At 74.0% G+C, this 20,978-nt stretch carries 21 protein-coding genes; 13 read left to right on the top strand and 8 right to left on the bottom strand.

What is annotated here, in order from left to right:
• Positions 1 to 12: 12 nt before the first annotated feature.
• Positions 13 to 1,104, bottom strand: coding sequence for a cell division protein ZapE (zapE, locus tag ACLQ2N_RS06825; protein WP_425810069.1), 1,092 nt, complete (start codon positions 1,102 to 1,104; stop codon positions 13 to 15).
• A 200-nt stretch (positions 1,105 to 1,304) separates the two neighbouring features.
• Between zapE and ACLQ2N_RS06820 the strand changes: the two genes are divergently transcribed.
• The 4 genes from ACLQ2N_RS06820 to msrB all read left to right on the top strand — a co-directional run bounded on the left by ACLQ2N_RS06820 (position 1,305) and on the right by msrB (position 4,577).
• A complete protein-coding gene (locus ACLQ2N_RS06820; protein WP_425810067.1) occupies positions 1,305 to 2,069 on the top strand; it encodes a pyrimidine reductase family protein in 765 nt (254 codons plus the stop codon).
• A gap of 200 nt (positions 2,070 to 2,269) precedes the next feature.
• Positions 2,270 to 2,722 carry an indole-3-glycerol phosphate synthase gene (locus ACLQ2N_RS06815; RefSeq protein WP_425810231.1) on the top strand — a complete coding sequence of 151 codons (453 nt, stop codon included), beginning with the start codon at positions 2,270 to 2,272 and terminating at the stop codon, positions 2,720 to 2,722.
• A gap of 39 nt (positions 2,723 to 2,761) precedes the next feature.
• A complete protein-coding gene (gene murC / locus ACLQ2N_RS06810) occupies positions 2,762 to 4,159 on the top strand; it encodes a UDP-N-acetylmuramate--L-alanine ligase (RefSeq protein WP_425810065.1) in 1,398 nt (465 codons plus the stop codon).
• A 10-nt stretch (positions 4,160 to 4,169) separates the two neighbouring features.
• The gene (msrB, locus tag ACLQ2N_RS06805) at positions 4,170 to 4,577 is read left to right on the top strand and encodes a peptide-methionine (R)-S-oxide reductase MsrB (protein WP_425810063.1); all 408 of its coding nucleotides are present in this window, start codon (positions 4,170 to 4,172) and stop codon (positions 4,575 to 4,577) included.
• Between the two features lie 14 nt (positions 4,578 to 4,591).
• Here msrB and ACLQ2N_RS06800 read toward each other — a convergent pair whose 3' ends face one another.
• Both ACLQ2N_RS06800 and ACLQ2N_RS06795 read right to left on the bottom strand, forming a co-directional pair.
• Positions 4,592 to 4,744, bottom strand: coding sequence for a hypothetical protein (locus ACLQ2N_RS06800; protein ID WP_425810061.1), 153 nt, complete (start codon positions 4,742 to 4,744; stop codon positions 4,592 to 4,594).
• A gap of 56 nt (positions 4,745 to 4,800) precedes the next feature.
• Entirely contained in the window at positions 4,801 to 7,251 is a 2,451-nt protein-coding gene (locus tag ACLQ2N_RS06795; RefSeq protein WP_425810059.1) for a GTPase-associated protein 1-related protein, read from the bottom strand.
• Positions 7,252 to 7,473: 222 nt separating this feature from the next.
• Between ACLQ2N_RS06795 and ACLQ2N_RS06790 the strand changes: the two genes are divergently transcribed.
• Both ACLQ2N_RS06790 and ACLQ2N_RS06785 read left to right on the top strand, forming a co-directional pair.
• Entirely contained in the window at positions 7,474 to 8,451 is a 978-nt protein-coding gene (locus ACLQ2N_RS06790) for a helix-turn-helix domain-containing protein (RefSeq protein ID WP_425810057.1), read from the top strand.
• A 112-nt stretch (positions 8,452 to 8,563) separates the two neighbouring features.
• Entirely contained in the window at positions 8,564 to 8,785 is a 222-nt protein-coding gene (locus ACLQ2N_RS06785) for a hypothetical protein (RefSeq protein WP_425810055.1), read from the top strand.
• Between the two features lie 84 nt (positions 8,786 to 8,869).
• Here the strand turns inward: ACLQ2N_RS06785 and ACLQ2N_RS06780 are convergent, their stop codons facing one another.
• Positions 8,870 to 9,490 (bottom strand): L-threonylcarbamoyladenylate synthase, encoded by a 621-nt coding sequence (locus ACLQ2N_RS06780; RefSeq protein ID WP_425810053.1) that lies wholly within the window; start codon positions 9,488 to 9,490, stop codon positions 8,870 to 8,872.
• A gap of 233 nt (positions 9,491 to 9,723) precedes the next feature.
• Between ACLQ2N_RS06780 and ACLQ2N_RS06775 the strand changes: the two genes are divergently transcribed.
• From ACLQ2N_RS06775 to ACLQ2N_RS06760, 4 genes are all read left to right on the top strand, one after another.
• Positions 9,724 to 10,170, top strand: coding sequence for a MarR family transcriptional regulator (locus tag ACLQ2N_RS06775; RefSeq protein WP_164398648.1), 447 nt, complete (start codon positions 9,724 to 9,726; stop codon positions 10,168 to 10,170).
• Positions 10,171 to 10,405: 235 nt separating this feature from the next.
• Entirely contained in the window at positions 10,406 to 11,434 is a 1,029-nt protein-coding gene (gene tdh / locus ACLQ2N_RS06770) for an L-threonine 3-dehydrogenase (RefSeq protein WP_425810051.1), read from the top strand.
• A gap of 26 nt (positions 11,435 to 11,460) precedes the next feature.
• On the top strand, positions 11,461 to 12,654 hold the full coding sequence (locus ACLQ2N_RS06765) for a glycine C-acetyltransferase (RefSeq protein ID WP_425810049.1): 1,194 nt from the start codon (positions 11,461 to 11,463) through the stop codon (positions 12,652 to 12,654).
• Between the two features lie 88 nt (positions 12,655 to 12,742).
• The gene (locus tag ACLQ2N_RS06760) at positions 12,743 to 13,663 is read left to right on the top strand and encodes a LysR substrate-binding domain-containing protein (RefSeq protein WP_425810047.1); all 921 of its coding nucleotides are present in this window, start codon (positions 12,743 to 12,745) and stop codon (positions 13,661 to 13,663) included.
• Between the two features lie 16 nt (positions 13,664 to 13,679).
• Here the strand turns inward: ACLQ2N_RS06760 and ACLQ2N_RS06755 are convergent, their stop codons facing one another.
• A complete protein-coding gene (locus tag ACLQ2N_RS06755) occupies positions 13,680 to 14,069 on the bottom strand; it encodes a VOC family protein (protein WP_425810045.1) in 390 nt (129 codons plus the stop codon).
• A gap of 60 nt (positions 14,070 to 14,129) precedes the next feature.
• On the opposite strand from ACLQ2N_RS06755, the gene ACLQ2N_RS06750 reads away from it, so the two are divergent.
• Both ACLQ2N_RS06750 and ACLQ2N_RS06745 read left to right on the top strand, forming a co-directional pair.
• Positions 14,130 to 14,741, top strand: a complete 612-nt coding sequence (locus ACLQ2N_RS06750; protein WP_425810043.1) for a nucleoside/nucleotide kinase family protein — start codon at positions 14,130 to 14,132, stop codon at positions 14,739 to 14,741.
• 68 nt (positions 14,742 to 14,809) lie between these two features.
• On the top strand, positions 14,810 to 15,937 hold the full coding sequence (locus ACLQ2N_RS06745) for a M24 family metallopeptidase (protein ID WP_425810041.1): 1,128 nt from the start codon (positions 14,810 to 14,812) through the stop codon (positions 15,935 to 15,937).
• A 6-nt stretch (positions 15,938 to 15,943) separates the two neighbouring features.
• Here ACLQ2N_RS06745 and treZ read toward each other — a convergent pair whose 3' ends face one another.
• Both treZ and ACLQ2N_RS06735 read right to left on the bottom strand, forming a co-directional pair.
• On the bottom strand, positions 15,944 to 17,704 hold the full coding sequence (gene treZ, locus ACLQ2N_RS06740) for a malto-oligosyltrehalose trehalohydrolase (protein ID WP_425810039.1): 1,761 nt from the start codon (positions 17,702 to 17,704) through the stop codon (positions 15,944 to 15,946).
• A 65-nt stretch (positions 17,705 to 17,769) separates the two neighbouring features.
• Entirely contained in the window at positions 17,770 to 18,726 is a 957-nt protein-coding gene (locus tag ACLQ2N_RS06735) for a GNAT family N-acetyltransferase (protein WP_425810037.1), read from the bottom strand.
• Positions 18,727 to 18,891: 165 nt separating this feature from the next.
• On the opposite strand from ACLQ2N_RS06735, the gene ACLQ2N_RS06730 reads away from it, so the two are divergent.
• Entirely contained in the window at positions 18,892 to 19,458 is a 567-nt protein-coding gene (locus ACLQ2N_RS06730) for an FHA domain-containing protein (RefSeq protein ID WP_425810035.1), read from the top strand.
• Positions 19,459 to 19,472: 14 nt separating this feature from the next.
• On the opposite strand, the gene lpdA is transcribed toward ACLQ2N_RS06730, so the two are convergent.
• Positions 19,473 to 20,894 (bottom strand): dihydrolipoyl dehydrogenase, encoded by a 1,422-nt coding sequence (gene lpdA, locus ACLQ2N_RS06725; protein WP_425810033.1) that lies wholly within the window; start codon positions 20,892 to 20,894, stop codon positions 19,473 to 19,475.
• Positions 20,895 to 20,978 lie beyond the last annotated feature (84 nt).

Genomic DNA, 20,978 nt, shown 5'->3' with positions numbered 1-20,978 from the left:
ACGCCCCCGAACCTACTGCGCCGCCAGCCCCTTCGCGTCACGCGCCAGCGCCGTGAGCCGGGAGATTGCCCGGAAGTACTTCTTCCGGTACCCGCCGTTCAGCATCTCCTCGCTGAACAGCTTGTCGAAGGGCAGCCCGGCCGCGAGGACCGGCACCTCCCGGTCGTACAGCCGGTCCGCGAGGACCACGAGCCGCAGCGCGGTCGACTGGTCGGGCACCGGGCGCACCTCGGTCAGGCACACCGCCTTCACCCCGTCCGTCAGCGCCCCGTAGCGGCTGGGGTGGACGCGGGCCAGGTGGTCGAGGAGCGCCGGGAAGTCGTCCAGGCTGGCGCCCGGCGTGGCGTACGCGGCCTTGGTGACCTGTTCGTCCGAGAACGGCGGCGGGGCCTCGGGCAGGCCGCGGTGGCGGTAGTCCTCGCCGTCGATGCGCAGCGGGCGGAAGTGCGCGGACAGGCCCTGGATCTCGCGCAGGAAGTCGGCGGCGGCGAACCGGCCCTCGCCGAGCTTGCCGGGCAGTGTGTTGGAGGTCGCGGCCAGCGCCACGCCCTCCTCGACCAGCCGGCTGAGCAGCGAGGACACCAGCACGGTGTCGCCCGGGTCGTCCAGCTCGAACTCGTCGATGCAGAGCAGCCGGTGCCCGCTCAGCGTCCGCACGGTCTGCTGGAAGCCGAGCGCGCCCACCAGGTTCGTCAGCTCCACGAAGGTGCCGAAAGCTTTCAGCGAGGGCGCGGCCGGGGTGGCGTGCCAGAGCGAGGCGAGCAGATGGGTCTTGCCGACCCCGTACCCGCCGTCGAGGTACACCCCGCGCGGGCCGGAGGGCGCGGCCGCCTTCCGGCCGAACCACTTGCGCTTGCCCGCGCCCGTCGCGTGCGCCCCGCCGAGCCCCGCGGCGAAGTCGCTCAGCACCCGGACCGCCTCGGTCTGGCTCGGCTGGTCCGGGTCGGGTACGTACGTATCGAAACGCACCGAGTCGAAGCGCGGCGGCGGCACCATCTCGGCGACCAGACGGTCGGCGGGGACGTGCGGCTCGCGGGCGCACAGGGACAGCGGGGCCGCTTCGGCTATGGGGCTGGACCCCGGCGCGGCATGGGAGGACGACACAACCGTCAAGCTTACGGCCTCACCCGCGATGGTCAGTGGGCGAAGGAGCGGCGCCCGGGGGCTTCCCGTCCAAGGCGGAGGGGGGAGTGACGGCGGGGCCATCCCGGCCGACGACAACGCCGGAGGCGGAGGTCCCGGGTGGCGTGACGCCGCTGGCCATCGCGGGCGAGGCCGTGACGACCCGTGCCAGACTGCCTGACATGCGACGCCTGTTCCCTGTGACCGACCTGGCGGCGGCCGACCTCTCCGGCGACTGGAGCCTGGACCGCCTCGCCGACGCCTATTCCTACCCGGCTGTGGACGGCCCCTGGCTGCGCGCCAACATGGTGTCGACCCTGGACGGGGCCGCCCAGCACGACGGCCGCTCGCAGCCCATCTCCTGCGCGAGCGACATGCGGATCTTCGGCACCCTGCGCGGCCTGGCCGACGTGGTGATCGCGGGTGCCGAGACCGTACGCCAGGAGGGGTACCGGCCGGCCAGGGCGCGGGACGCCTTCGCGGCGCGCCGGGCGGAGGCGGGCCAGACGCCGGTCGCGGCCATCGCCGTGGTCAGCGGCAGCCTGGACCTGGACTTCTCGCTCCCGCTCTTCGTCTCGCCGCTGGTCCCGACGCTCGTGCTGACCGGCGCGGGCGCGCCCCCGGACCGGATCGCGACGGCCCGGAAGGCGGGCGCCGAGGTGGTGATCGCGGGGGAGGGCTCGCGCGTCGACCCCGCGCGCGCCGTGCGGGAGCTGGCCGACCGGGGCCACCGGCGGCTGCTGACGGAGGGTGGTCCCCGGCTGCTCGGCCAGTTCGTGGCGGAGGGAGTGCTCGACGAGCTGTGCCTGACCGTCGCGCCGATGCTCACGGCCGGTGACGCCCAGCGGATCGCGGGCGGGCCCGCCGTCGCAGTGCCGAAACGATTCGCCCTGGCCTCGCTGCTGGAGGAGGACGGCTTCCTCTTCACCCGCTACCGCCGGCACTGAGCCGCGGCAGCCCCGTACGCCCCAGGGCTCTCCCGTACCGCGCCCCACGATGGCAATTAGCGGAATATTACGTTCCGGTTAGCGTTCCGTGGGCAGAATGGATCTCGCAGACCCCGTGCGAGCGCGGGGAAGGATGGTTTCGGCAGCGGCCGGCGGCGGTCGCTGAAGAGAAGGGCTCTGTGGTGTTCACCAGCGTTTTGATGATCGAGAAGGCCCTCACCTCCGGGGACGTCGAATTCGTCACCACCCTGCACGGGGAGGAGCGCATCTCCTTCGTCGTCCTCATGCAGCCGCGCGGCGACCAGGCGGACGTGCTGCTGCGGGCCATCGACGACCTGGCGATGGGCGAACTGAAGGAAGCCGCCCGCGAGAGCGAGGAGCCCGAGGGCCGGAGTGCCAGGGAGTCGGCCGAGCTCGCCCTCCAGGTCTCGCTGGAGGCGCTGCGCCAGGCGGGCTCCGAAGCCGTCGGACAGGTGATCGAGAGCCACCCCCTGGACAAGCTCACCACGGTGGTCGAGCAGTCCGAGGCCGACGAGGTCATCGTGCTCACCGCACCCCACTACGTCGAGGAGTTCTTCCACCGCGACTGGGCGTCCCGGGCCAGGCACAAGGTCGGCGTCCCGGTGCTCAAGCTCTTCGCCCACAGCGAATAGGCTGGAGCCCTTACCCGTACGCACCTGGGAGAGACACGTATGGCACCCGGCATCCCCGCCGCCATGGAACGACCCCACTTCATCGGCATCGGCGGCGCCGGAATGTCGGGCATCGCCAAGATCCTCGCCCAGCGCGGCGCGAAGGTCGCGGGCAGCGACGCCAAGGAGTCCCCGACGGCCGAGGCGCTGCGCGCGCTGGGCGCGACCGTCCACATCGGGCACGCCGCCGGGCACCTGGCCGACGACGCCAGCTGCGTGGTCGTCTCCAGCGCCATCCGCGCCGACAATCCGGAGCTGGTGCGCGCCGGGGAGCTGTCGGTCCCCGTCGTGCACCGCTCCGACGCCCTGGCCTCGCTGATGGGCGGGCTGCGCTCCATCGCCGTCGCCGGCACCCACGGCAAGACCACCACCACCTCGATGCTGGCCGTCGCCCTGAGCGAGCTGGACCTCGGCCCCTCGTACGCCATCGGCGGCGACCTGGCGGGCCCGGGCACCAACGCCACGCACGGCGAGGGCGACATCTTCGTCGCGGAGGCCGACGAGAGCGACCGGAGCTTCCAGAAGTACGACCCCGACGTCGCGATCGTCCTCAACGTCGAGCTGGACCACCACGCCAACTACGCCTCGATGGACGAGATCTACGAGTCCTTCGAGACCTTCGCCGGGAAGATCGTCCCCGAGGGCACGCTCGTCGTCTCAGCCGACCAGTCCGGCGCCGTCGAGCTGACCCGCCGGGTCCGCGAGGCGCTGCCCGCGCTCACCGTCGTCACCTACGGCGAGGCCGAGACCGCCGACGTGCGCGTCCACAAGATCACCCCGCGCGGCCTGACCAGCGAGGTCACGGTGGTCCTGGGCGGGAAGTTCCTCACCTTCACCGTCTCCGTCCCCGGCCGCCACTACGCGCTCAACGCGGTCGCCGCCCTCGCCGCCGGCATCGCCCTCGGCATCCCCGCCCACAACCTCGCATCGGCCCTGGGTAAGTACACCGGGGTCAAGCGCCGCCTCCAGCTCAAGGGCGAGGCGGCCGGCGTCCAGGTCATCGACAGCTACGCCCACCACCCCACCGAGATGACCGCCGACCTGGAGGCCATGCGCGGCGCCGCGTCCGACGCCCGCCTCCTCGTCGTCTTCCAGCCCCACCTGTTCTCCCGCACCCAGGAGCTCGGCACCGAGATGGGCCAGGCCCTCGCGCTCGCCGACGCCTCCGTGGTCCTGGACATCTACCCGGCCCGCGAGGACCCGGTCCCCGGCGTCACCAGCGCCCTGATCATCGACGCCGCGACCGCCGCGGGCGCCGACGTCACCGCCGTCCACGACAAGGACCGCGTCCCCGAGGTCGTCGCGGGAATGGCGAAGCCGGGCGACCTCGTTCTCACCATGGGAGCGGGCGACGTCACCGACCTCGGCCCGCGGATCCTGGACCACCTGTCGAGCTGAAGGAGCCACCGTGACGTACGACGTCGAGAAGCCGGACGAACAGTGGCGGGAGGAGCTCACCGCCGCCGAGTACGCGGTGCTGCGCAAGGCCGGCACCGAGCCCGCGTTCGTCGGTGAGTACACGGACACCAAGACCGAGGGCGTCTACTCCTGCCGGGCCTGCGGCGCGGAGCTGTTCCGCTCCGACACCAAGTTCGAGTCGCACTGCGGCTGGCCGTCCTTCTACGACCCGAAGGACACCGACGCGGTCGAGCTGGTCCAGGACCGCAGCCACGGCATGGTCCGCACCGAGGTCCGCTGCGCCCGCTGCGGCTCGCACCTGGGCCACGTCTTCGAGGGCGAGGGCTACCCGACCCCGACGGACCAGCGCTACTGCATCAACTCGATCTCGCTGCGGCTGACGCCGGACGCGGGCTGAACCGATCCCACGCGTCAGTGGCTGCCCCGTACCCCGGCCATCGCCCGGGGGCGGGGCAGCAGCACGCTGATCACGAGCGAGACGGCCACGCAGGCACCCGCACCGGCGGCCACCGAGACGGGCACGGAGAGACCGGTTACGGCCGCAAGCAGACCCGCGAGCACCACAGCGTTGAGCAGACCGGCGGCCGCGGCCGCAACGGGTGCCCCGCCACGCGCCCCACTCAGCCCCGCCGCACCCGCCCCGCGATGCGGCGGCCCAGGCGGCCCAGGGTGCGGCGCTCGCGGCGGTTCCAGTCGCGGAAGGCGTCCGCCCGGCCGCTGCTGCCCGAGCGGCCGACCGCGTCCTCGACCGCCGCGACCCGGTCGGTGGGCAGCCCCCGCACCACGGGGCGCAGCACCTCGTCGAGGAGCCCGGCGGCGGCCCCGGTCCACACCTCACCGGCGTGCGGGTGGGCCGTCCACACGGTGAAGCAGTCGGCCGCGTAGGCCGGATCGGCGGCCAGCCGGGCCCGGACGCCGTCACCGCGCGCGGTCCGGGCGTAGGCGGCGATCAGGTCCGCGTCCCCGCTCTGCACGAGGGCGTACAGCTCCTCGTCGGGCCGCTCCGGCGCCAGCAGCCGCCCGGCCACCGCGTCGCACGCCTGCCCGAGCACGCCCGGCTCCACGGGCTCCGCCTCCGCGCGCAGCGCCCGCACCCGCTCGGCCCAGTCCGGCTCCGCCGCGCCCGAACGCACGTCGCGGGCGAACTCCAGGAGCTGGAGCGCCGCGCGCACCCGGCCCCCGGTCTCCCGCGGGAAGCCGCGCAGCAGGTCGTGGGCCAGCTCCGGGGCCGCTCCGTCGTCGGCGCCGGCCGCGAGCGCGGCGGCCACCAGGACCGACCAGGTGCCGGCCGCCCGGTGCGCGTCCGAGGTCGCCGCCTCCAGCAGCTGCCGGGCCTCGGCGGCCGTCGGGGCCTCCTCGTTCCACACCAGGCCCACCCCCGTCCGCAGCACCAGCGGCTCCGCGAACGGCGACACCCCGCCGGCCCGCAGGATCCGCTGGAGGGTCGCCACCCGGTCGTCGCCGCAGTCGGCCCTGGCCTCCGACGCCCCGGCGCACATCCGCAGGTGCGGCAGCGCCTGCGTGCCGGTGAACGGCAGCGGCACCCGGCTCAGCAGCCGCGCCACCCCCGCCGGGTGGTCCGGCGCGATCCGGTCGAGCGCCCCGAGCAGTGCCGTACGCACATCGAACTGTTCGTCCATCAGTTCGAGCAGGGCCGGTGCCCAGCGCGGTGCCTCCTCCTCGCCGCCCGCCAGCAGCGCGGGCGCCAGCCGGCCCACCACGGAGGGCAGCAACTCGGCGCAGTCCACCCCGAGCAGCCGGGCCACCCGCAGCAACTGCACCGTACGGGCCACGTCCAGGCCGACGCCCGCGCCGCCCAGCTCGGTCACGATCTCCGGCCCGAGCACCCCGGCGACGGCCGCGCCCTCCGGGCCGCTGAAGGCGGTGCGGCCGGGCAGCTCCAGCGAGCCGTTGCCGCCGCGCACCGCCTCCGTCACCAGCATCGCGGCGAGCGGGGCGGTGGTGGTCGCGGGGGAGCGGCCGTCGAGCGCGGCGAACAGCCGTCCGGCGGCGTCGAATTCGGGTCCGGAGCGGTCGTCGGCCCCGGGCGAGGTCAGCGCCTCGACCAGCCGGCGGGTCCGGGCCCCGTCCAGGGCGTACGGCCGCTCGGCGGCCCAGTCGGCCGCCGCCGCGCGCTCCTCGGTGCCGAGCGGTATGCCGGCGCACAGGGCCGTCACCGCCAGCGGCCCCGCCGCGAACGGCTCGCCGGGCAGCGCGGCCGCCTCCCGGAACAGCTCCGGCGCACGTCCGCGCCAGACACGGGCCGCCGTCTCGGCCCAGGTGTCGCCGACGGGCCCCTCCGGGCGCGGACCCGTGCACACGTGCACGCGCAGTCCGGAGTCCGCCAGCCCGTCGGCGTCCTCGGGCAGCACGCCGACCACCCGCCCGGCCGCCTCGCGCGGGCGGCGGGTGTACGTGGTGAAGGTCAGGTGCTCGGCGAGCCCGTCCGGCAGGGTGAGCCCGGCGAGCGCGATCCACCGGGCGACGTCCGCGCTCTGCCGTTCGGCCAGGACGACCCGGTCCGGCCCGTCCGGCCCGTGCAGGCGGCGCAGGTCGGACAGCACACCGGCGAGCCAGGGGCCGCGGGAGACGGCGAAGTCGTTGAGTGCCTCGCGCTCGCGGGCCTCGTGGCCGGCCGGGGCGGGCAGCGCGGCGAGCGGGTCGGGCAGCGGCCGCTCCGGGGTGGCGGCGGCCCAGCGGGCGGACCGGCAGGCGGCGAGGGGCAACGTCCCCTCGGGCAGCCGGGTGCCGGGGGGCAGGTGCACCGCGTGGGCGTGGAAGCGGACGGCGGAGGTCCGGGGGGAGCGCACCGGGACGGTCCGGGCCAGCAGCCCGCTGCCGTCGGAGAGCAGGCTGAAGCTGTACGCCTCGGGCAGGGCGCGCAGGGCGGTGTCCGTGAGCCGCTCCGGGGTGCCGCTCGGCGCCTCGTACGCCAGCAGCGGTCCCGCCTCGGTCAGCACGGACGCGGGTATCGAGGCGTCGACCGAGGTGAAGCGGGCGGGGGCCGGCCCGTCCTCGCCTGTTCCGTCCCCGTCCACCGCGGAGGTGTAGTGCAACTGCGCGAGGCTCATGCGTCGGCTCTCTTCGTCCCTGCCTGAAGATCCCCTGCCACCCGCATCCGCCCTCGCGGTGGCAGCGCCGTCCCGGCAGAGAGCGGCGACTCCGGCGGGGAGTGCTCCGCAGTCGCTGGGGCGACGCTATCAAGGAGACGACGGCCGGGTCGCCGAACGCGTGGCCGATTCGGCTCGGTAGGGGGAGGAGGCGTTCGTTACCGTGGGCTCCTGGGGGGAGCCATGCTGCATACACTCTTTGATCGCGCCGACTTGGCGCCGCGTGAGCGGCTGGCGGCGCTGAACGACGCGTTCCTCACCAGCGAGCATGCCATGGGCGTCCTCAGCCATGAGGCGGACGGCTTCACCGCGTCGGTCAGGGGTGTCGACCTCGCGGCGGTGAACGTCGTCCAGCTGACGATGTCACCGGGGCGGGTCGTGCGTTCCGCCCGGATGGTGCGGCAGGCCGATCCGGAGCTGGTTTGCGTCGCGCTGGCCGCCGCCGGGCGGACGATGCTCAGCCAGGCCGGACGGGACGCGGTCCTGGGGCCGAACGAGCTCGCGTTCTACGACAGTTCGCGCCCCTTCGAGATCGGCGTCGGCGCCCCGGGCGGCGAGCCCGCGACGCTGATCCGGGCCCACATCCCGCGCGCCCTGCTCGGCCCGTCCGCGGACCTCGTGGAGCCGCTGCTCGCCCGGCCGCTGCCGGGGCGCGGTGGCTTCGCCGGCATGTTCGTCCACCTGATGAGCAGTCTGGCCGACGAGTCGCGCGCGTACCGGCCCAACGACCGCAGCCGGCTGGCGGAGATCGCCGGCGACCTGCTCACCGCACTCGTGGACCACCACGCGGACGCGGAGCCGGTGCCCGGGGGCGACTCCCGCCAGGGGGCGCTGCTGCTGAGCGTCGAGGCATTCGTGCAACGGCATCTGAACGACCCGGACCTGTCCCCCCGTACGATCGCCGGCGCCCACCACGTCTCGGTGGGGCATCTCCACCGGCTGTTCAGCGCGCGCGGCACGACGCTGACGGCGTGGATCCGGGGGATGCGGCTGAAGCGTGCGGGCCGGGATCTGCGGGACCCCGCCCTGAGCGAGGTGACCGTGCACCAGATCGCCGCGCGCTGGGGCTTCCGGGACCACTCCACCTTCACCCGCAGCTTCCGTACGGCCTACGGCATGTCGCCCCGCGACTACCGGCACGCATCGTCAAGTCAGTGGTGACCGTAGGTCAAAGACGGGGGCGCGGCGGGGAGGGAAGCTGTGGTCACCGGACCCCGGTGCTCCGGGGGGACGCCGGGGTCCGGCTGACGAGCAACCGATGAAGGGGAGTTCGATGAAAAGGAAGTACGCGTTCTCGGGGCTGGCCGCAGCGGTCCTGGTGGTGGTGGGCGGGGCCATGGCGCCGGCCGCCGTGGCCGCGACCTCGTCCACGCCTGCCGCGCACAGCGCCGAGCCCGACGGCTGGTTCCCGGGCGTCGCGCCCGCGGGCTGGTTCCCGGCCGGGCAGGACGCCTCGCCCGACGGCTGGTTCCCGGGCGTCGCGCCCGCGGGCTGATTCCCGACCGGAACGGCCTCCGTCCTCGTCCGAGGCGGTGGCCGCCCCCGCGGTCTTCGGCGAGGCCGCGGGGGCCGGGCCGGGCTACTCGAAGCGCGAGGTGTCGCCGGCTCCCCGGCGTACGATCTCCCGCTCGCCGCCCGAGAAGTCGAGGACGGTCGTCGGCTCCGTACCGCAGTCGCCGGAGTCGATGACGATGTCCACCTCGTGGTCCAGGCGTTCCTTGATCTCCCAGCCCTGGGTCAGGGGCTCGGCCTCGTCGGGCAGCAACAGCGTGCTGGAGAGCAGCGGTTCGCCCAGCTCGCCCAGGAGCGCCTGCACGACCGGGTGGTCCGGGATGCGGACGCCGACGGTCTTCTTCTTGGGGTGCAGCAGCTGGCGCGGCACCTCCTTCGTGGCGGGCAGGATGAAGGTGTACTGGCCGGGCGTCGACGCCTTGACCGTGCGGAACACGTCGTTGTCGATGTGCACGAACTGCCCGAGCTGGGCGAAGTTCTGGCACATCAGAGTGAAGTGGTGGCGGTCGTCGAGGTTGCGGATCGCCCGGATGCGGGACAGACCGTCCCGGCTGCCGAGCTGACACCCGAGTGCGTAGCAGGAGTCCGTCGGATACGCGACGAGCGACCCGGAGCGGATGCTTTCGGCCACGTTGGTGATGGTGCGCTGCTGGGGATTTTCGGGGTGTACGTCGAAATACTTCGCCATCCGGCGAGTCTACGACCGGGTGGACGAACGGCTCCCGTCACAGCGGATTGTCCGGCCCGGGGGCGGGAAGGACAACCGTTTCGGGTGGCGGACGCCGTTCAAACCTGTACGGCCCCGCAGGGCGTTGTGCATCATGCATGACGCGTGCATCGTGCACACATTCCGTGGTATATGTGTACAGAGAGGTCGCCGTCCCGGTGGGGGAGGCGTACCGCAGTCGTAGGGAGCCGTGCGTGGACATGCCTGTGGACCGGATCGAGTTCGAGACGATGCTGCTCGGCCGGCACATGAGCCTGCTCACCTCGCGCGGCGACGGGCGGCTCGACCGGAGCGCGTACATCCTCCTCAGCCGCATCAGGGTCCAGGGCCCGATGTCGATCGGCCAGCTGCACGACGCCTTCGGGCTCGACACCTCGACGCTGAACCGGCAGACCGCCGCGATGCTCCGGGCCGGCGTCGTCGACCGCATCGCCGACCCGGACGGCGGGATCGCGCGCAAGTTCGCCATCACGGAGGAGGGTGAGCGCCGCCTCGACAAGGACCGGGCGGAGAACCGCGAGGGCCTGCAACGGGTCCTCGCTGCCTGGACCCCGGAGGAGGCCGCCCGCTTCGCCGACGACCTGGCCCGGCTCAACCGCGACATCGAACGCCTCGACGGCAGGCCCTGGCCGCGCGACTGAGCCGTCCGGCGGAACCCGTGCGCGGTGTGAAGCGGAGCTGCGGGCCCGCTTAAGAAAACCTCGATGGACCTGGGGCGCGGGGTACGGCAGATTTCTCCGTGACGGCGGAGGATGGTGCGCGGCAGCCGGTGCGAGCGCGCTGCCACGCCGTCCCCCTCATCCTTCCCCGGGCCGCAGGCTTCCTCAGGCATGCCCCCGGCCCGGGGAGCTCAACGCCGTACAGGGAGCCGCAGCCGTGAAGGCACTCGTGAAGCAGAAGGCCGAGCCCGGACTCTGGCTGATGGACGTCCCCGAGCCCCAGACCGGCCCCGGCGACGTACTGATCAAGGTCCTGCGCACCGGCATCTGCGGGACCGACCTGCACATCCGCAACTACGACGGCTGGGCGCAGCAGGCCATCAGCACCCCGCTCGTCCTCGGCCACGAGTTCGTCGGCGAGGTCGCCGCGATCGGCGCGGACGTGGTCGACATCGCCGTCGGCGACCTGGTCAGCGGCGAGGGCCACCTCGTCTGCGGCAAGTGCCGCAACTGCCTGGCCGGCCGCCGCCACCTCTGCCGCTCGACGCTGGGCCTCGGCGTCGGCCGCGACGGCGCCTTCGCCGAGTACGTCGCCCTGCCCGCGTCCAACGTGTGGGTGCACCGGGTCCCCGTCGACCTCGACGTCGCCGCGATCTTCGACCCGTTCGGCAACGCCGTGCACACCGCGCTGTCCTTCCCGCTGGTCGGCGAGGACGTCCTGATCACCGGCGCCGGCCCGATCGGCATCATGGCCGCCGCCGTCGCCAAGCACGCCGGCGCCCGCAACGTCGTGATCACCGACGTCAGCGAGGCCCGCCTCGAACTGGCCCGCAAGGTCGGCGTCAGCCTGGCGCTCAACGTCGCCGATTCGACCATCGCCGACGGCCAGAAGGAGCTGGGCCTGCGCGAGGGCTTCGACATCGGCCTGGAGATGTCCGGCCGCCCCGAGGCGATGCGCGACATGATCGCGAACATGACGCACGGCGGCCGGATCGCCATGCTCGGACTCCCGGCCGAGGAGTTCGCCGTCGACTGGGCCCGGATCGTCACCTCGATGATCACCATCAAGGGCATCTACGGCCGCGAGATGTACGAGACCTGGTACGCCATGTCCGTCCTGCTGGAGGGCGGTCTCGACCTTGCCCCCGTGATCACCGGCCGGTACGGCTACCGCGACTTCGAGGCGGCCTTCGACGACGCGGCGAGCGGGCGCGGCGGCAAGGTCATCCTCGACTGGACCGCCTGACCCTCACACCTCTTAAGGAATCCGGCATGTTCGACTCCGTACGCGACGACCTGCGCACCACCCTCGAAGAGATCGAGGCGGCCGGGCTGCACAAGCCCGAGCGCGTCATCGGCACCCCGCAGTCCGCGACCGTGGCCGTCACCGCCGGGGGCCGCCCCGGCGAGGTGCTGAACTTCTGCGCCAACAACTACCTGGGGCTCGCCGACCACCCCGACGTGATCGCCGCCGCCCACGAGGCGCTGGACCGCTGGGGCTACGGCATGGCCTCGGTCCGCTTCATCTGCGGTACCCAGGAGGTCCACAAGGAGCTGGAGCAGCGGCTCTCCTCCTTCCTGGGCCAGGAGGACACGATCCTCTACTCCTCCTGCTTCGACGCCAACGGCGGCGTGTTCGAGACGATCCTCGGCGCCGACGACGCGGTCATCTCCGACGCCCTCAACCACGCCTCGATCATCGACGGCATCCGCCTGTGCAAGGCCAAGCGCTTCCGCTATGCCAACCGCGACATGGCCGACCTGGAGAGGCAGCTCAAGGAGGCGTCCGGGGCCCGGCGCCGGCTGATCGTCACCGACGGCGTCTTCTCCATGGACGGCTACGTCGCGCCGCTGCGCGAGATCTGCGACCTGGCCGAGCGCTACGACGCCATGGTCATGGTGGACGACTCGCACGCCGTCGGCTTCGTCGGCGCCGGCGGACGCGGTACGCCCGAGCTGCACGGCGTCATGGACCGCGTCGACATCATCACCGGCACCCTCGGCAAGGCGCTCGGCGGCGCGTCCGGCGGTTACGTCGCGGCCCGCGCCGAGATCGTCGCCCTGCTGCGCCAGCGCTCGCGCCCGTACCTCTTCTCCAACTCGCTCGCCCCGGTCATCGCCGCCGCCTCCCTCAAGGTCATCGACCTGCTGGAGTCCGCCGGCGAACTGCGCGAGCGGCTCAACGCCAACACCGCGCTCTTCCGTACCCGGATGACCGAGGAGGGCTTCGACATCCTGCCCGGCGACCACGCCATCGCCCCCGTCATGATCGGGGACGCGGCGAAGGCAGGCCGGATGGCGGAGCTGCTCCTGGAGCGCGGTGTGTACGTGATCGGGTTCTCGTACCCGGTCGTCCCCCAGGGCGCGGCCCGCATCCGCGTCCAGCTCTCCGCGGCGCACTCCACGGACGACGTGAACCGCGCGGTGGACGCGTTCGTCGCGGCGCGCGCCGAGCTGGAGAGCTGAGGAGCGGTCCCCGACCGGTCGCGGGGGCGGTCGGGGCGCCCCCGCGGCCCGGGCCGACATCCCCCCGCGACCTGGGACAATGGGTCGCATGATCGATGCCCGGCGGCTGCGCGTCCTGCGCGCCGTGGCGGACCACGGCACAGTGACCGCCGCGGCCGCCGCCCTGTACCTGACCCCGTCCGCCGTCTCCCAGCAGCTCGCCGCCCTGGAGCAGGAGACCGGTCACCGGCTGGTCGAACGCGGTTCGCGCGGGGCCAGGCTCACCCCGGCCGGCGAGATCCTGCTCACCCACACCAACGCGGTCCTGGCCCAGCTGGAACGGGCCGAGGCCGAGCTCGCCGCGTACGGCTCCGGCGAGGCCGGTACGGTCACGGTCGCCGCGTTCGCCACCGGCATCGGGCTGGTGCTCGCCCCCGCCATCGCCGCGCTGAGCCGGACCGCCCCCGGCATCAGGGTCCGCGTCCAGGACGCCGAGGGCGACGCGAGCGTGCCGATGGTCCTGGACCGCCAGGCCGACGTCGCCGTCGCCGTCGAGTACCGGGGCGCCCCGGGCGAGGACGACCGCCGGCTCACCCGCGTCCCCCTCTACTCGGAACCGTTCGACGCGGTGCTCCCGGTGGGCCACCGGCTGGCCGGCCAGGACCAGGTGGCCGTCGCCGAGCTCGCCAAGGACGCCTGGATCGGGCCCTACCCCGGCAACCCCTGCCACGACGTGGTGGTCCTGGCCTGCGAGTACGCCGGCTTCGCCCCGAACCTCGAACACTCCTCGGACGACTTCCACGCGGTCGTCGCCCTCGCCGGCGCCGCCGCCGGAGTGGCCCTGGTCCCGCGCACCGCCCTCCGCGGCATGACGCTGACCGGCGTGGTGGTCCGCCCGGTGCGCGGGACCGCCCCGACCCGCCGGGTCTTCGCGGCGGTGCGTCGGGGCGCGGAGGCCCACCCGCTGATCGCACCGGTCCTGGACGCGCTGGCGGGCGCGGCGGACGCCGACGTGCCGACGGGCGGCTGAGCGGCGGGGCGCGCCGTCAGGACGACGGCTGGAGCAGGTCCCAGCGGTTGCCGTACAGGTCCTCGAAGACCGCGACCGAGCCGTACGCCTCGTGGCGCGGCTCCTCCAGGAAGCGCACCCCGGCCGCCGACATCCGGGCGTGGTCGCCCGCGAAGTCCCCGGTGTGCAGGAAGAAGCCGACCCGGCCGCCGGTCTGCGCCCCGACGCTCGCCGCCTGCGCCTCGTTCTTGGCGCGCGCCAGCAGCAGCCCCGTACCCTCGGTGCCCCGCGGCCGCACCACCACCCAGCGGGAGCCGTCGCCCCGGTCGGTGTCCTCCACCAACTCGAAGCCCAGGGCGCCGGTGTAGAAGGAAAGGGCCTCGTCGTAGTCGCGGACGACCAGCGTGACCAGGGCGATGTGCGGCATGGAACTCCTCGTGGTGCGGCAGGGCGGCGGGGCGCCGGCCCCCGGCGCGACACTATCCGCATGGACCTTCCCGACCTCACCGCCCGCGCGCACCGCCTCGCCCGCACCGGGCGGCGGCGCGTCCTCGGCATCGCCGGGCCGCCCGGAGCCGGCAAGTCGACGCTGGCCGCACGGATCACCGACGCGCTCGGCCCGCTCGCCGTCCTCGTGCCCATGGACGGCTTCCACCTCGCGCAGGGAGAGCTCGAACGCCTCGGCCGGGCCGGCCGCAAGGGCGCGCCCGACACCTTCGACGCCGCCGGGTACGCCGCCCTCCTGCGCCGGCTGCGCGCCCCCGAGCCCGGCACCGTCGTCTACGCCCCCGCCTTCGACCGCTCCCTGGAGGAACCGGTCGCCGGGGCGATCTCCGTACCGCCCGGCGTCCCGCTCGTCGTCACCGAGGGCAACTACCTGCTGTACGAGGAAGGACCCTGGGCCCCGGTGCGCGGGCTGCTGGACGAGGCGTGGTTCCTGGACCCGGACGACGCGGTACGCGTGCCCCGGCTCGTCGAGCGGCATGTGCGGTACGGGAAGACCCGGGCCGGCGCCGAGCGCTGGGTGGCGCGGTCCGACGAGGCCAACGCCCGGCTCGTCGCGGCCGGGCGCGACCTGGCCGACCTCGTCATCCGGTGACCCGTTCGCGCGCGCACCGGCGGGCGGGCAGGATGGGAGGGCCGTTCCGTGCCGTCAGGAGGACCCGCATGCCCATGAACCAGCCGGTGCCGTTCACCGCCGACGACTACCGGGCCAGGATGGCGCGGGCGGCCGAGAGCGCCGCCGCGGCCGGGCTCGCCGGGGTCCTCGTCGCACCGGGGCCCGACATGGTGTTCCTGACGGGCTATGCGCCGCCCGCGGACACCGAGCGCCTCACCCTGCTCGTCCTCGCGGCGGGCCAGGACCCGGTGCTGGTCGTGCCGACCCTGGAGGCGCCGGACGCGGAGAGAGCCGTCGGCGCCCCCGCCCTGACCCTGCGCGACTGGACGGACGGCAAGGACCCGTACGAGGTCACCGCCCCGCTGCTCGACGCGCGGGGCCGGTTCGGGATCAGCGACAACGCCTGGGCCATGCACCTCCTCGGCCTCCAGCAGCGGCTGCCCGGCACCTCGTACGCCTCGCTCACCCAGGCGCTGCCCATGCTGCGCGCGGTGAAGGACGCCCACGAACTGGACCGGCTCGCCGCCGCCGGGGCCGCCGCCGACGCCGCGTACGAGGAGATCCTGAAGGTCCGCTTCTCCGGCCGGAAGGAGACCGAGGTCGCCGCCGACCTGGCCCGGCTGCTCACCGAGCACGGGCACTCCCAGGTCGACTTCACCGTCGTCGGCTCCGGCCCCAACGGCGCCAACCCGCACCACGAGGCGGGGGAGCGCACCATCGAGCACGGCGACATGGTCGTCCTCGACTTCGGCGGCCTCAAGCACGGCTACGGCTCCGACACCTCCCGCACCGTCCACGTCGGCGAACCCACCGCCGAGGAGCAGCGGGTCCACGACATCGTGCGCGAGGCGCAGCAGGCGGGCTGCGCGGCGGTGCGCCCCGGCGCCGCCTGCCAGGACATCGACCGGGCCGCCCGCGCGGTCATCACCGAATTCGGTTACGGGGAACGCTTCATCCACCGCACCGGCCACGGAATCGGCGTCACCACCCACGAACCGCCCTACATGATCGAGGGCGAGGAGCAGCCGCTGGTGCCCGGCATGTGCTTCTCGGTGGAGCCCGGCATCTATCTGCCGGGCCGGTTCGGCGTCCGCATCGAGGACATCGTGACCGTCACCGAGGACGGCGGGCGCCGGCTCAACGCCACCGCCCGCGAACTCGCGATCGTGGAGTAGCGCCGGTCAGTCGTCGGCCAGGATCACGCAGGACTCCGCCGGCAGGTGCAGCGTCCCGTCCGGGCCCGGCGGGTCCACCGGCAGCCATGCCGCGAGGACCCGCCCCGGACCGCCCCGGTGCCGCCCGTTGCCCAGCGGGATCGCGGCCGGCTTCGCGGCGAGGTTGACCGCGATCCGCAGGTCGCCCCGGCGCACCGCGAGCCACCGCGCCTCGTCGTCGTACGCCGCCTTCACGCTCGCCAGGTCCGGGTCGCGCAGGTCCGGCAGGGTGCGGCGCAGGGCGATCAGCTCGCGGTACCAGGCGTGCAGCCGGGCGTGCGGCTCGCGGCCGGGCTCGTCCCAGTCCAGGCAGGAGCGGGCCCGGGTGGCCGGGTCCTGAGGGTCCGGGATGTCCTCCTCCGCCCAGCCGTGCGCCCCGAACTCCCGCCGCCTGCCGGTCCGTACGGCCTCCGCCAGCTCCGGGTCCGTGTGGTCCGTGAAGAACTGCCACGGGGTGCGGGCACCCCACTCCTCGCCCATGAACAGCATCGGCGTGAAGGGCCCGGTCAGCACGAGCGCCGCCGCGCAGGCCAGCAGCCCGGGGGAGAGGGAGGCGGCGAGCCGGTCGCCGAGGGCCCGGTTGCCGATCTGGTCGTGGGTCTGGGCGTAGCCCACGAAGCGGTGGGCGGCGCTGCGCGTGACGTCGACGGGGCGGCCGTGCGTACGGCCCCGGAAGCTGGAGTACGTGCCGTTGTGGAAGAAGGCGCTCGTCATCGTCTTGGCGAGCCCGGCCAGCGGGGCGGCCGCGAAGTCCGCGTAGTAGCCCTGGGACTCGCCGGTGAGCGCGGTGTGCAGGCAGTGGTGGAAGTCGTCGTTCCACTGCGCGTGCAGCCCGAGCCCGCCCTCCGCACGCGGGGTGGTGGTGCGCGGGTCGCACAGGTCGGACTCGGCGATCAGCGGCAGCGGGCGCCCCAGCTCGGCGGAGAGCGCGTCGGCCGCGGCGGACAGCTCCTCCAGGAAGGTCAGCGCCCGGGTGTCGGCCAGGGCGTGCACCGCGTCGAGCCGCAGTCCGTCGAGCCGGTAGTCCCGCAGCCAGGCGAGCGCGCTGCCCAGCAGGTACGACCGCACCTCGTCGGAGCCCGGTGCGTCCAGGTTGACCGCCGCGCCCCACGGGGTGTGGTGCGTCTCGGTGAAGTACGGGCCGAACGCGGGGAGGTAGTTGCCGGACGGGCCCAGGTGGTTGTGGACGACGTCCAGGACGACGGCCAGCCCGAGGCCGTGCGCCGCGTCGACGAAGCGCTTCAGCCCTTCGGGCCCGCCGTACGGCTCGTGGACGGCCCACAGCGACACGCCCTCGTAACCCCAGCCGTGCACCCCGGGGAACGGGCAGACCGGCATCAGCGACACATGGGTGACACCCAGCTCCGCGAGATGGCCGAGCCGGGCTGCCGCCGCGTCGAACGTGCCGTCGGCGGTGAAGGTGCCGATGTGCAGCTCGTACAGGACCGCGCCCGGCAGCCCGCGCCCCGCCCACTCGGAGCGCCAGGTGTACGCGTCGTGGTCGACCACCGCCGACTCGCCGTCGGGGCCGTCCGGCTGGCGGCGCGAGCGGGGGTCGGGGCGCACCGGACCGCCGTCCAGGGCGAAGCCGTAGCGGTCGCCGTCCGCGGCCTCCGCCTCGGCGGTCCACCAGCCGTGCCGGTCCGGATCGGGCTCCATGGGCCGCAGTTCGCCCGCCAGCCGCAGCGCGGCCGACCCCGCATCGGGTGCCCAAACCTCGAACAACATGCAGCACTCCCTCGCTCCCGGGCCCGGTCGCCCCGGCCCATGGTGCTACGGAGGCGAGGCGCCCGTCAGCCGTCCCACACCATGTCGAAGGCGCGCTCGAAATTGACGTAGCCCAGGCGGGCGAACGCCTTCGCCATCGGCACGTTGCCGAGGTCGGTCGCCGCCCGGATGCGCTCCACACCGTCCTGCGCGGCCAGTATCCGCGTTCCCTCGGCGAGGATGTCGTCGATGTGGCCGCGGCCGCGGTGGGCGGGCAGCACACCGATGTACGCGATGATCGGGTTGTAGTCGTTACGGGCCGGGGTGACGAAGCCGACGGGCTCGCCGTCCGGGAGCTCGGCGACGCGCCACCACTCCCGGGGCGTCGCGTACCCGGCCAGCTCCTCGTCGTAATGCTTCTCGGCGGCCTGGCGCGGCGTCAGGCCGGACGCCAGGTCCTGCTGTCCGTGCGCGTCGAGGGTGCCCTCCATCACCGGCGTCATCAGCGCGAGCAGGTCCTCGCGCCCGGTCACCGGCCGGAACCGCAGCCGGCCGTTCGCGGCGGGCACCGCGGTCCCGGCGCGCCACTCCAGGCGCAGGCGCTCCACGAGCATCCGGGCCCCGGTGCGCTCCATGACCCGGATGCGGGCCTCGACGGCCTCGCGGACGGCCGGGTCCTCGCGCCAGTCGGGCGGCACGAACCGCCCGTACTCGGGGCGCGGCGCACCGGCGGGGACGACGGCGGCGGTCGCCGTCTCGACCAGCCGCAGCCCGGCCTCCTCGCGCTCGGCCAGGGGCAGCGTGTCGTCCAGGTCGAAGAAGTCGAGCAGCAGCGGCGCCGCGCCGTCCCTGCTCCACCAGGCGATGCGCGCCACCACGCGGTCACCGCGCAGCGCCACCCACATCCATTCCGGGCGGCGGCGGCCCGTGGCGAGGTCGTCGGCCAGCTCGTGGTCGAGGACGTAGGGGAGTTCGAGGAAGAGCTTCAGCTCCTCGGGGCCGGTCAGCGGACGGATGGTCAGATCAAGCGGTGCGTCGGGCACTGAGCTCCAAAGACGAAGGGGCGCGTCACGGCGGTCTCCGGACGGCAGCGGCCGACCCTAGCAACGTTCCCCGCGGGCCGCCCCTGGTTATCCGGTGCAGGTCAGAGGTGCCGGAAAGCGGGGTTCTTCTGGACACCCCGGGGCGGTCGGGCCGACAATCGAGCCGTGACGTCGCCGTTCGAGTTCCACACGCCCACCGCGCGCCTGTCCGACGCGCAGCGCGACCGTGTTCTCGGTGTGCTCAGGGAGGGCGCCGCCCAGGGCAAGCTCTCCCAGGACACCTTCATGCACCGCATGGAGGTGGCGCTGACGACCGGCCGCCCCGAGGAGCTGGAAGCCCTCACCAAGGACCTGGAGCGCGAAGGCCGTTGGTCGCGCCGGCTGTTGCGTGTCGTCGGCGGGGTTTCCGGCTTCCCCGAGCGGGTCCGCCGGGCGTGGCGGGCGGAGCGGCTGCCCAAGCTGCTGCTGCCCGCCCCCAGCCCGCACCCCCTGCGCATCGGCCGCGACCCGGGCAACGGACTGCGGCTCAGCCACGAGACCGTCTCCCGGACGCACGCGGAGCTGACCGCGCACGGCGACCGCTGGCTGCTGCGGGACCTCGGCTCGACCAACGGCACCTGCGTCAACGGGCAGCGCGTCACCGGCACGGTCCCGGTGCGCGAGGGGGACCAGGTGAGCTTCGGCCGCATGATGTTCCGCCTCTCCGCACCGACGCTCCGGCCGCCCGGGTAAGGCGGGCGAGGTCGTTACACCCGCTGGTGCAGCCCCCGGTCCGCCAGGGTCAGGAAGGACTCGCCGATCGCCTCGGAGAGCGTGGGGTGCGGGTGGATGTGCCGGGCCACGTCGAAGGGTTCCGCGTCCCAGCCGACGACGAGTTGGCACTCGGCGATCATCTCCGAGACGTGCGGCCCGACCAGGTGCACGCCGAGCACCCGCCCGTCCCGCTCCGCGACCACCTTCACCACGCCGCCCTGCCCGTGCACCATGCCCTTGGCGACCGCGGTCAGCGGCATCGTGTTGACCACCACGTCGTGCCCCGCGTCGCGCGCCGCCGCCTCGGACAGCCCGACCGCCGCGGTCTGCGGTGCCGAGTACGTGACCCGGGGCACCGCGTCGTAGTCCACCGCCGCCGTACGCCGCCCCGCCAGGGTCTCCGCGACCGACAGCCCCTCCGCGAACGAGGCGTGGGCCAGCCCGGGGGACGGCGGCGGCAGCAGATCGCCGACCACGTGGATGCCCGGCACCGGGGTCTCCAGCCGCGACCAGTCCGCCGGTGCCACGTACCCCCGTTCGTCGGTGGCCAGTCCGGCGGCGGCGAGCCCGAGTCCGTCCGTCACCGGGACCCGGCCCACCGCCACCAGCAGCCGCTGGGCCTCGACGGTCGGGGTCTCCCCGCGCGGGGTGCGGAGCGTGGCCCGTACGCCGTCGTCGAGGAGCACGGCGCCCAGCAGCCGCGTCCCGGTCCGCACGTCGATCCCCCGCTTCTTCAGCCCCCGGGTCAGATGGCGCGACACCTCCGCGTCCTCCAGCGGAACGAGCCGGTCCGCCGCCTCCACCAGGGTCACCCGCGCCCCCATCGACCGGTGCAGCGAGGCGTACTCGACACCGATCGCGCCGCCGCCCAGGACCAGCACCGATTCCGGGAGACCGGGCGCGAACAGCGCGTCGTCACTGGTCACCACCCGCCGCCCGTCCGCCGCCAGGCCCGGCAGCGTCCGGGGCCGTGAGCCCGTCGCCAGTACGATGCCGCGCCGGGCGGCCACCTCCCCGTACCCCTCGATCCGCACCGTGCGCGCCCCGGTCAACTCGGCGCTGCCCGCCACCACTGCGACACCCGCGTGCGCCAAGTGGTCCTGCACGCCACGGTGGTTGCGGGCCACGATGTCGTCACGGGTGGCCACCAGCGCCGGCCAGTCCACGGACTCCAGCAGCGCCTTCACGCCCCACCGCTCACGCGCCTCCGCGATGCCGTCCACGAGTTCGGCCGCGTGCAGCATCGCCTTGCTCGGAATGCAGCCCCGGTGCAGACAGGTCCCGCCCACCTTGTCGCGCTCCGCGAGCACCACGGTCAGCCCGAGCCCGGCCGCCCGCAGCGCCGTCGCATACCCGCCGGTCCCGCCGCCGATCACGACGACGTCCGCTTCCCCCACCCGCTGATCCTGTGTCATGGCTCCCACCCTCCGCCCGGTCCTTGCCATGAGTCCAAGGCAATGTTTGTGTGGCTTCCATGCACGGAGCTCATGTCAGGAGAA

It is taken from the genome of Streptomyces sp. DT224 (genome assembly GCF_049844595.1).
Lineage (GTDB): Bacteria > Actinomycetota > Actinomycetes > Streptomycetales > Streptomycetaceae > Streptomyces.
Note: the sequence above shows the minus strand (reverse complement) of the source record. Positions and strands in the feature narration are given on the sequence as shown.

Bases quoted from the DNA above. Each gene is read 5' to 3' on its own strand.
- ACLQ2N_RS06820 (WP_425810067.1), top strand. From the start codon at position 1,305: ATGCGACGCCTGTTCCCTGTGACCGACCTGGCGGCGGCCGACCTCTCC.
- ACLQ2N_RS06815 (WP_425810231.1), top strand. From the start codon at position 2,270: ATGATCGAGAAGGCCCTCACCTCCGGGGACGTCGAATTCGTCACCACC.
- murC (WP_425810065.1), top strand. From the start codon at position 2,762: ATGGCACCCGGCATCCCCGCCGCCATGGAACGACCCCACTTCATCGGC.
- ACLQ2N_RS06795 (WP_425810059.1), bottom strand. From the start codon at position 7,251: ATGAGCCTCGCGCAGTTGCACTACACCTCCGCGGTGGACGGGGACGGA.
- ACLQ2N_RS06790 (WP_425810057.1), top strand. From the start codon at position 7,474: ATGCTGCATACACTCTTTGATCGCGCCGACTTGGCGCCGCGTGAGCGG.
- ACLQ2N_RS06785 (WP_425810055.1), top strand. From the start codon at position 8,564: ATGAAAAGGAAGTACGCGTTCTCGGGGCTGGCCGCAGCGGTCCTGGTG.
- ACLQ2N_RS06780 (WP_425810053.1), bottom strand. From the start codon at position 9,490: ATGGCGAAGTATTTCGACGTACACCCCGAAAATCCCCAGCAGCGCACC.
- ACLQ2N_RS06765 (WP_425810049.1), top strand. From the start codon at position 11,461: ATGTTCGACTCCGTACGCGACGACCTGCGCACCACCCTCGAAGAGATC.
- ACLQ2N_RS06760 (WP_425810047.1), top strand. From the start codon at position 12,743: ATGATCGATGCCCGGCGGCTGCGCGTCCTGCGCGCCGTGGCGGACCAC.
- ACLQ2N_RS06755 (WP_425810045.1), bottom strand. From the start codon at position 14,069: ATGCCGCACATCGCCCTGGTCACGCTGGTCGTCCGCGACTACGACGAG.
- ACLQ2N_RS06750 (WP_425810043.1), top strand. From the start codon at position 14,130: ATGGACCTTCCCGACCTCACCGCCCGCGCGCACCGCCTCGCCCGCACC.
- ACLQ2N_RS06745 (WP_425810041.1), top strand. From the start codon at position 14,810: ATGCCCATGAACCAGCCGGTGCCGTTCACCGCCGACGACTACCGGGCC.
- treZ (WP_425810039.1), bottom strand. From the start codon at position 17,704: ATGTTGTTCGAGGTTTGGGCACCCGATGCGGGGTCGGCCGCGCTGCGG.
- lpdA (WP_425810033.1), bottom strand. From the start codon at position 20,894: ATGACACAGGATCAGCGGGTGGGGGAAGCGGACGTCGTCGTGATCGGC.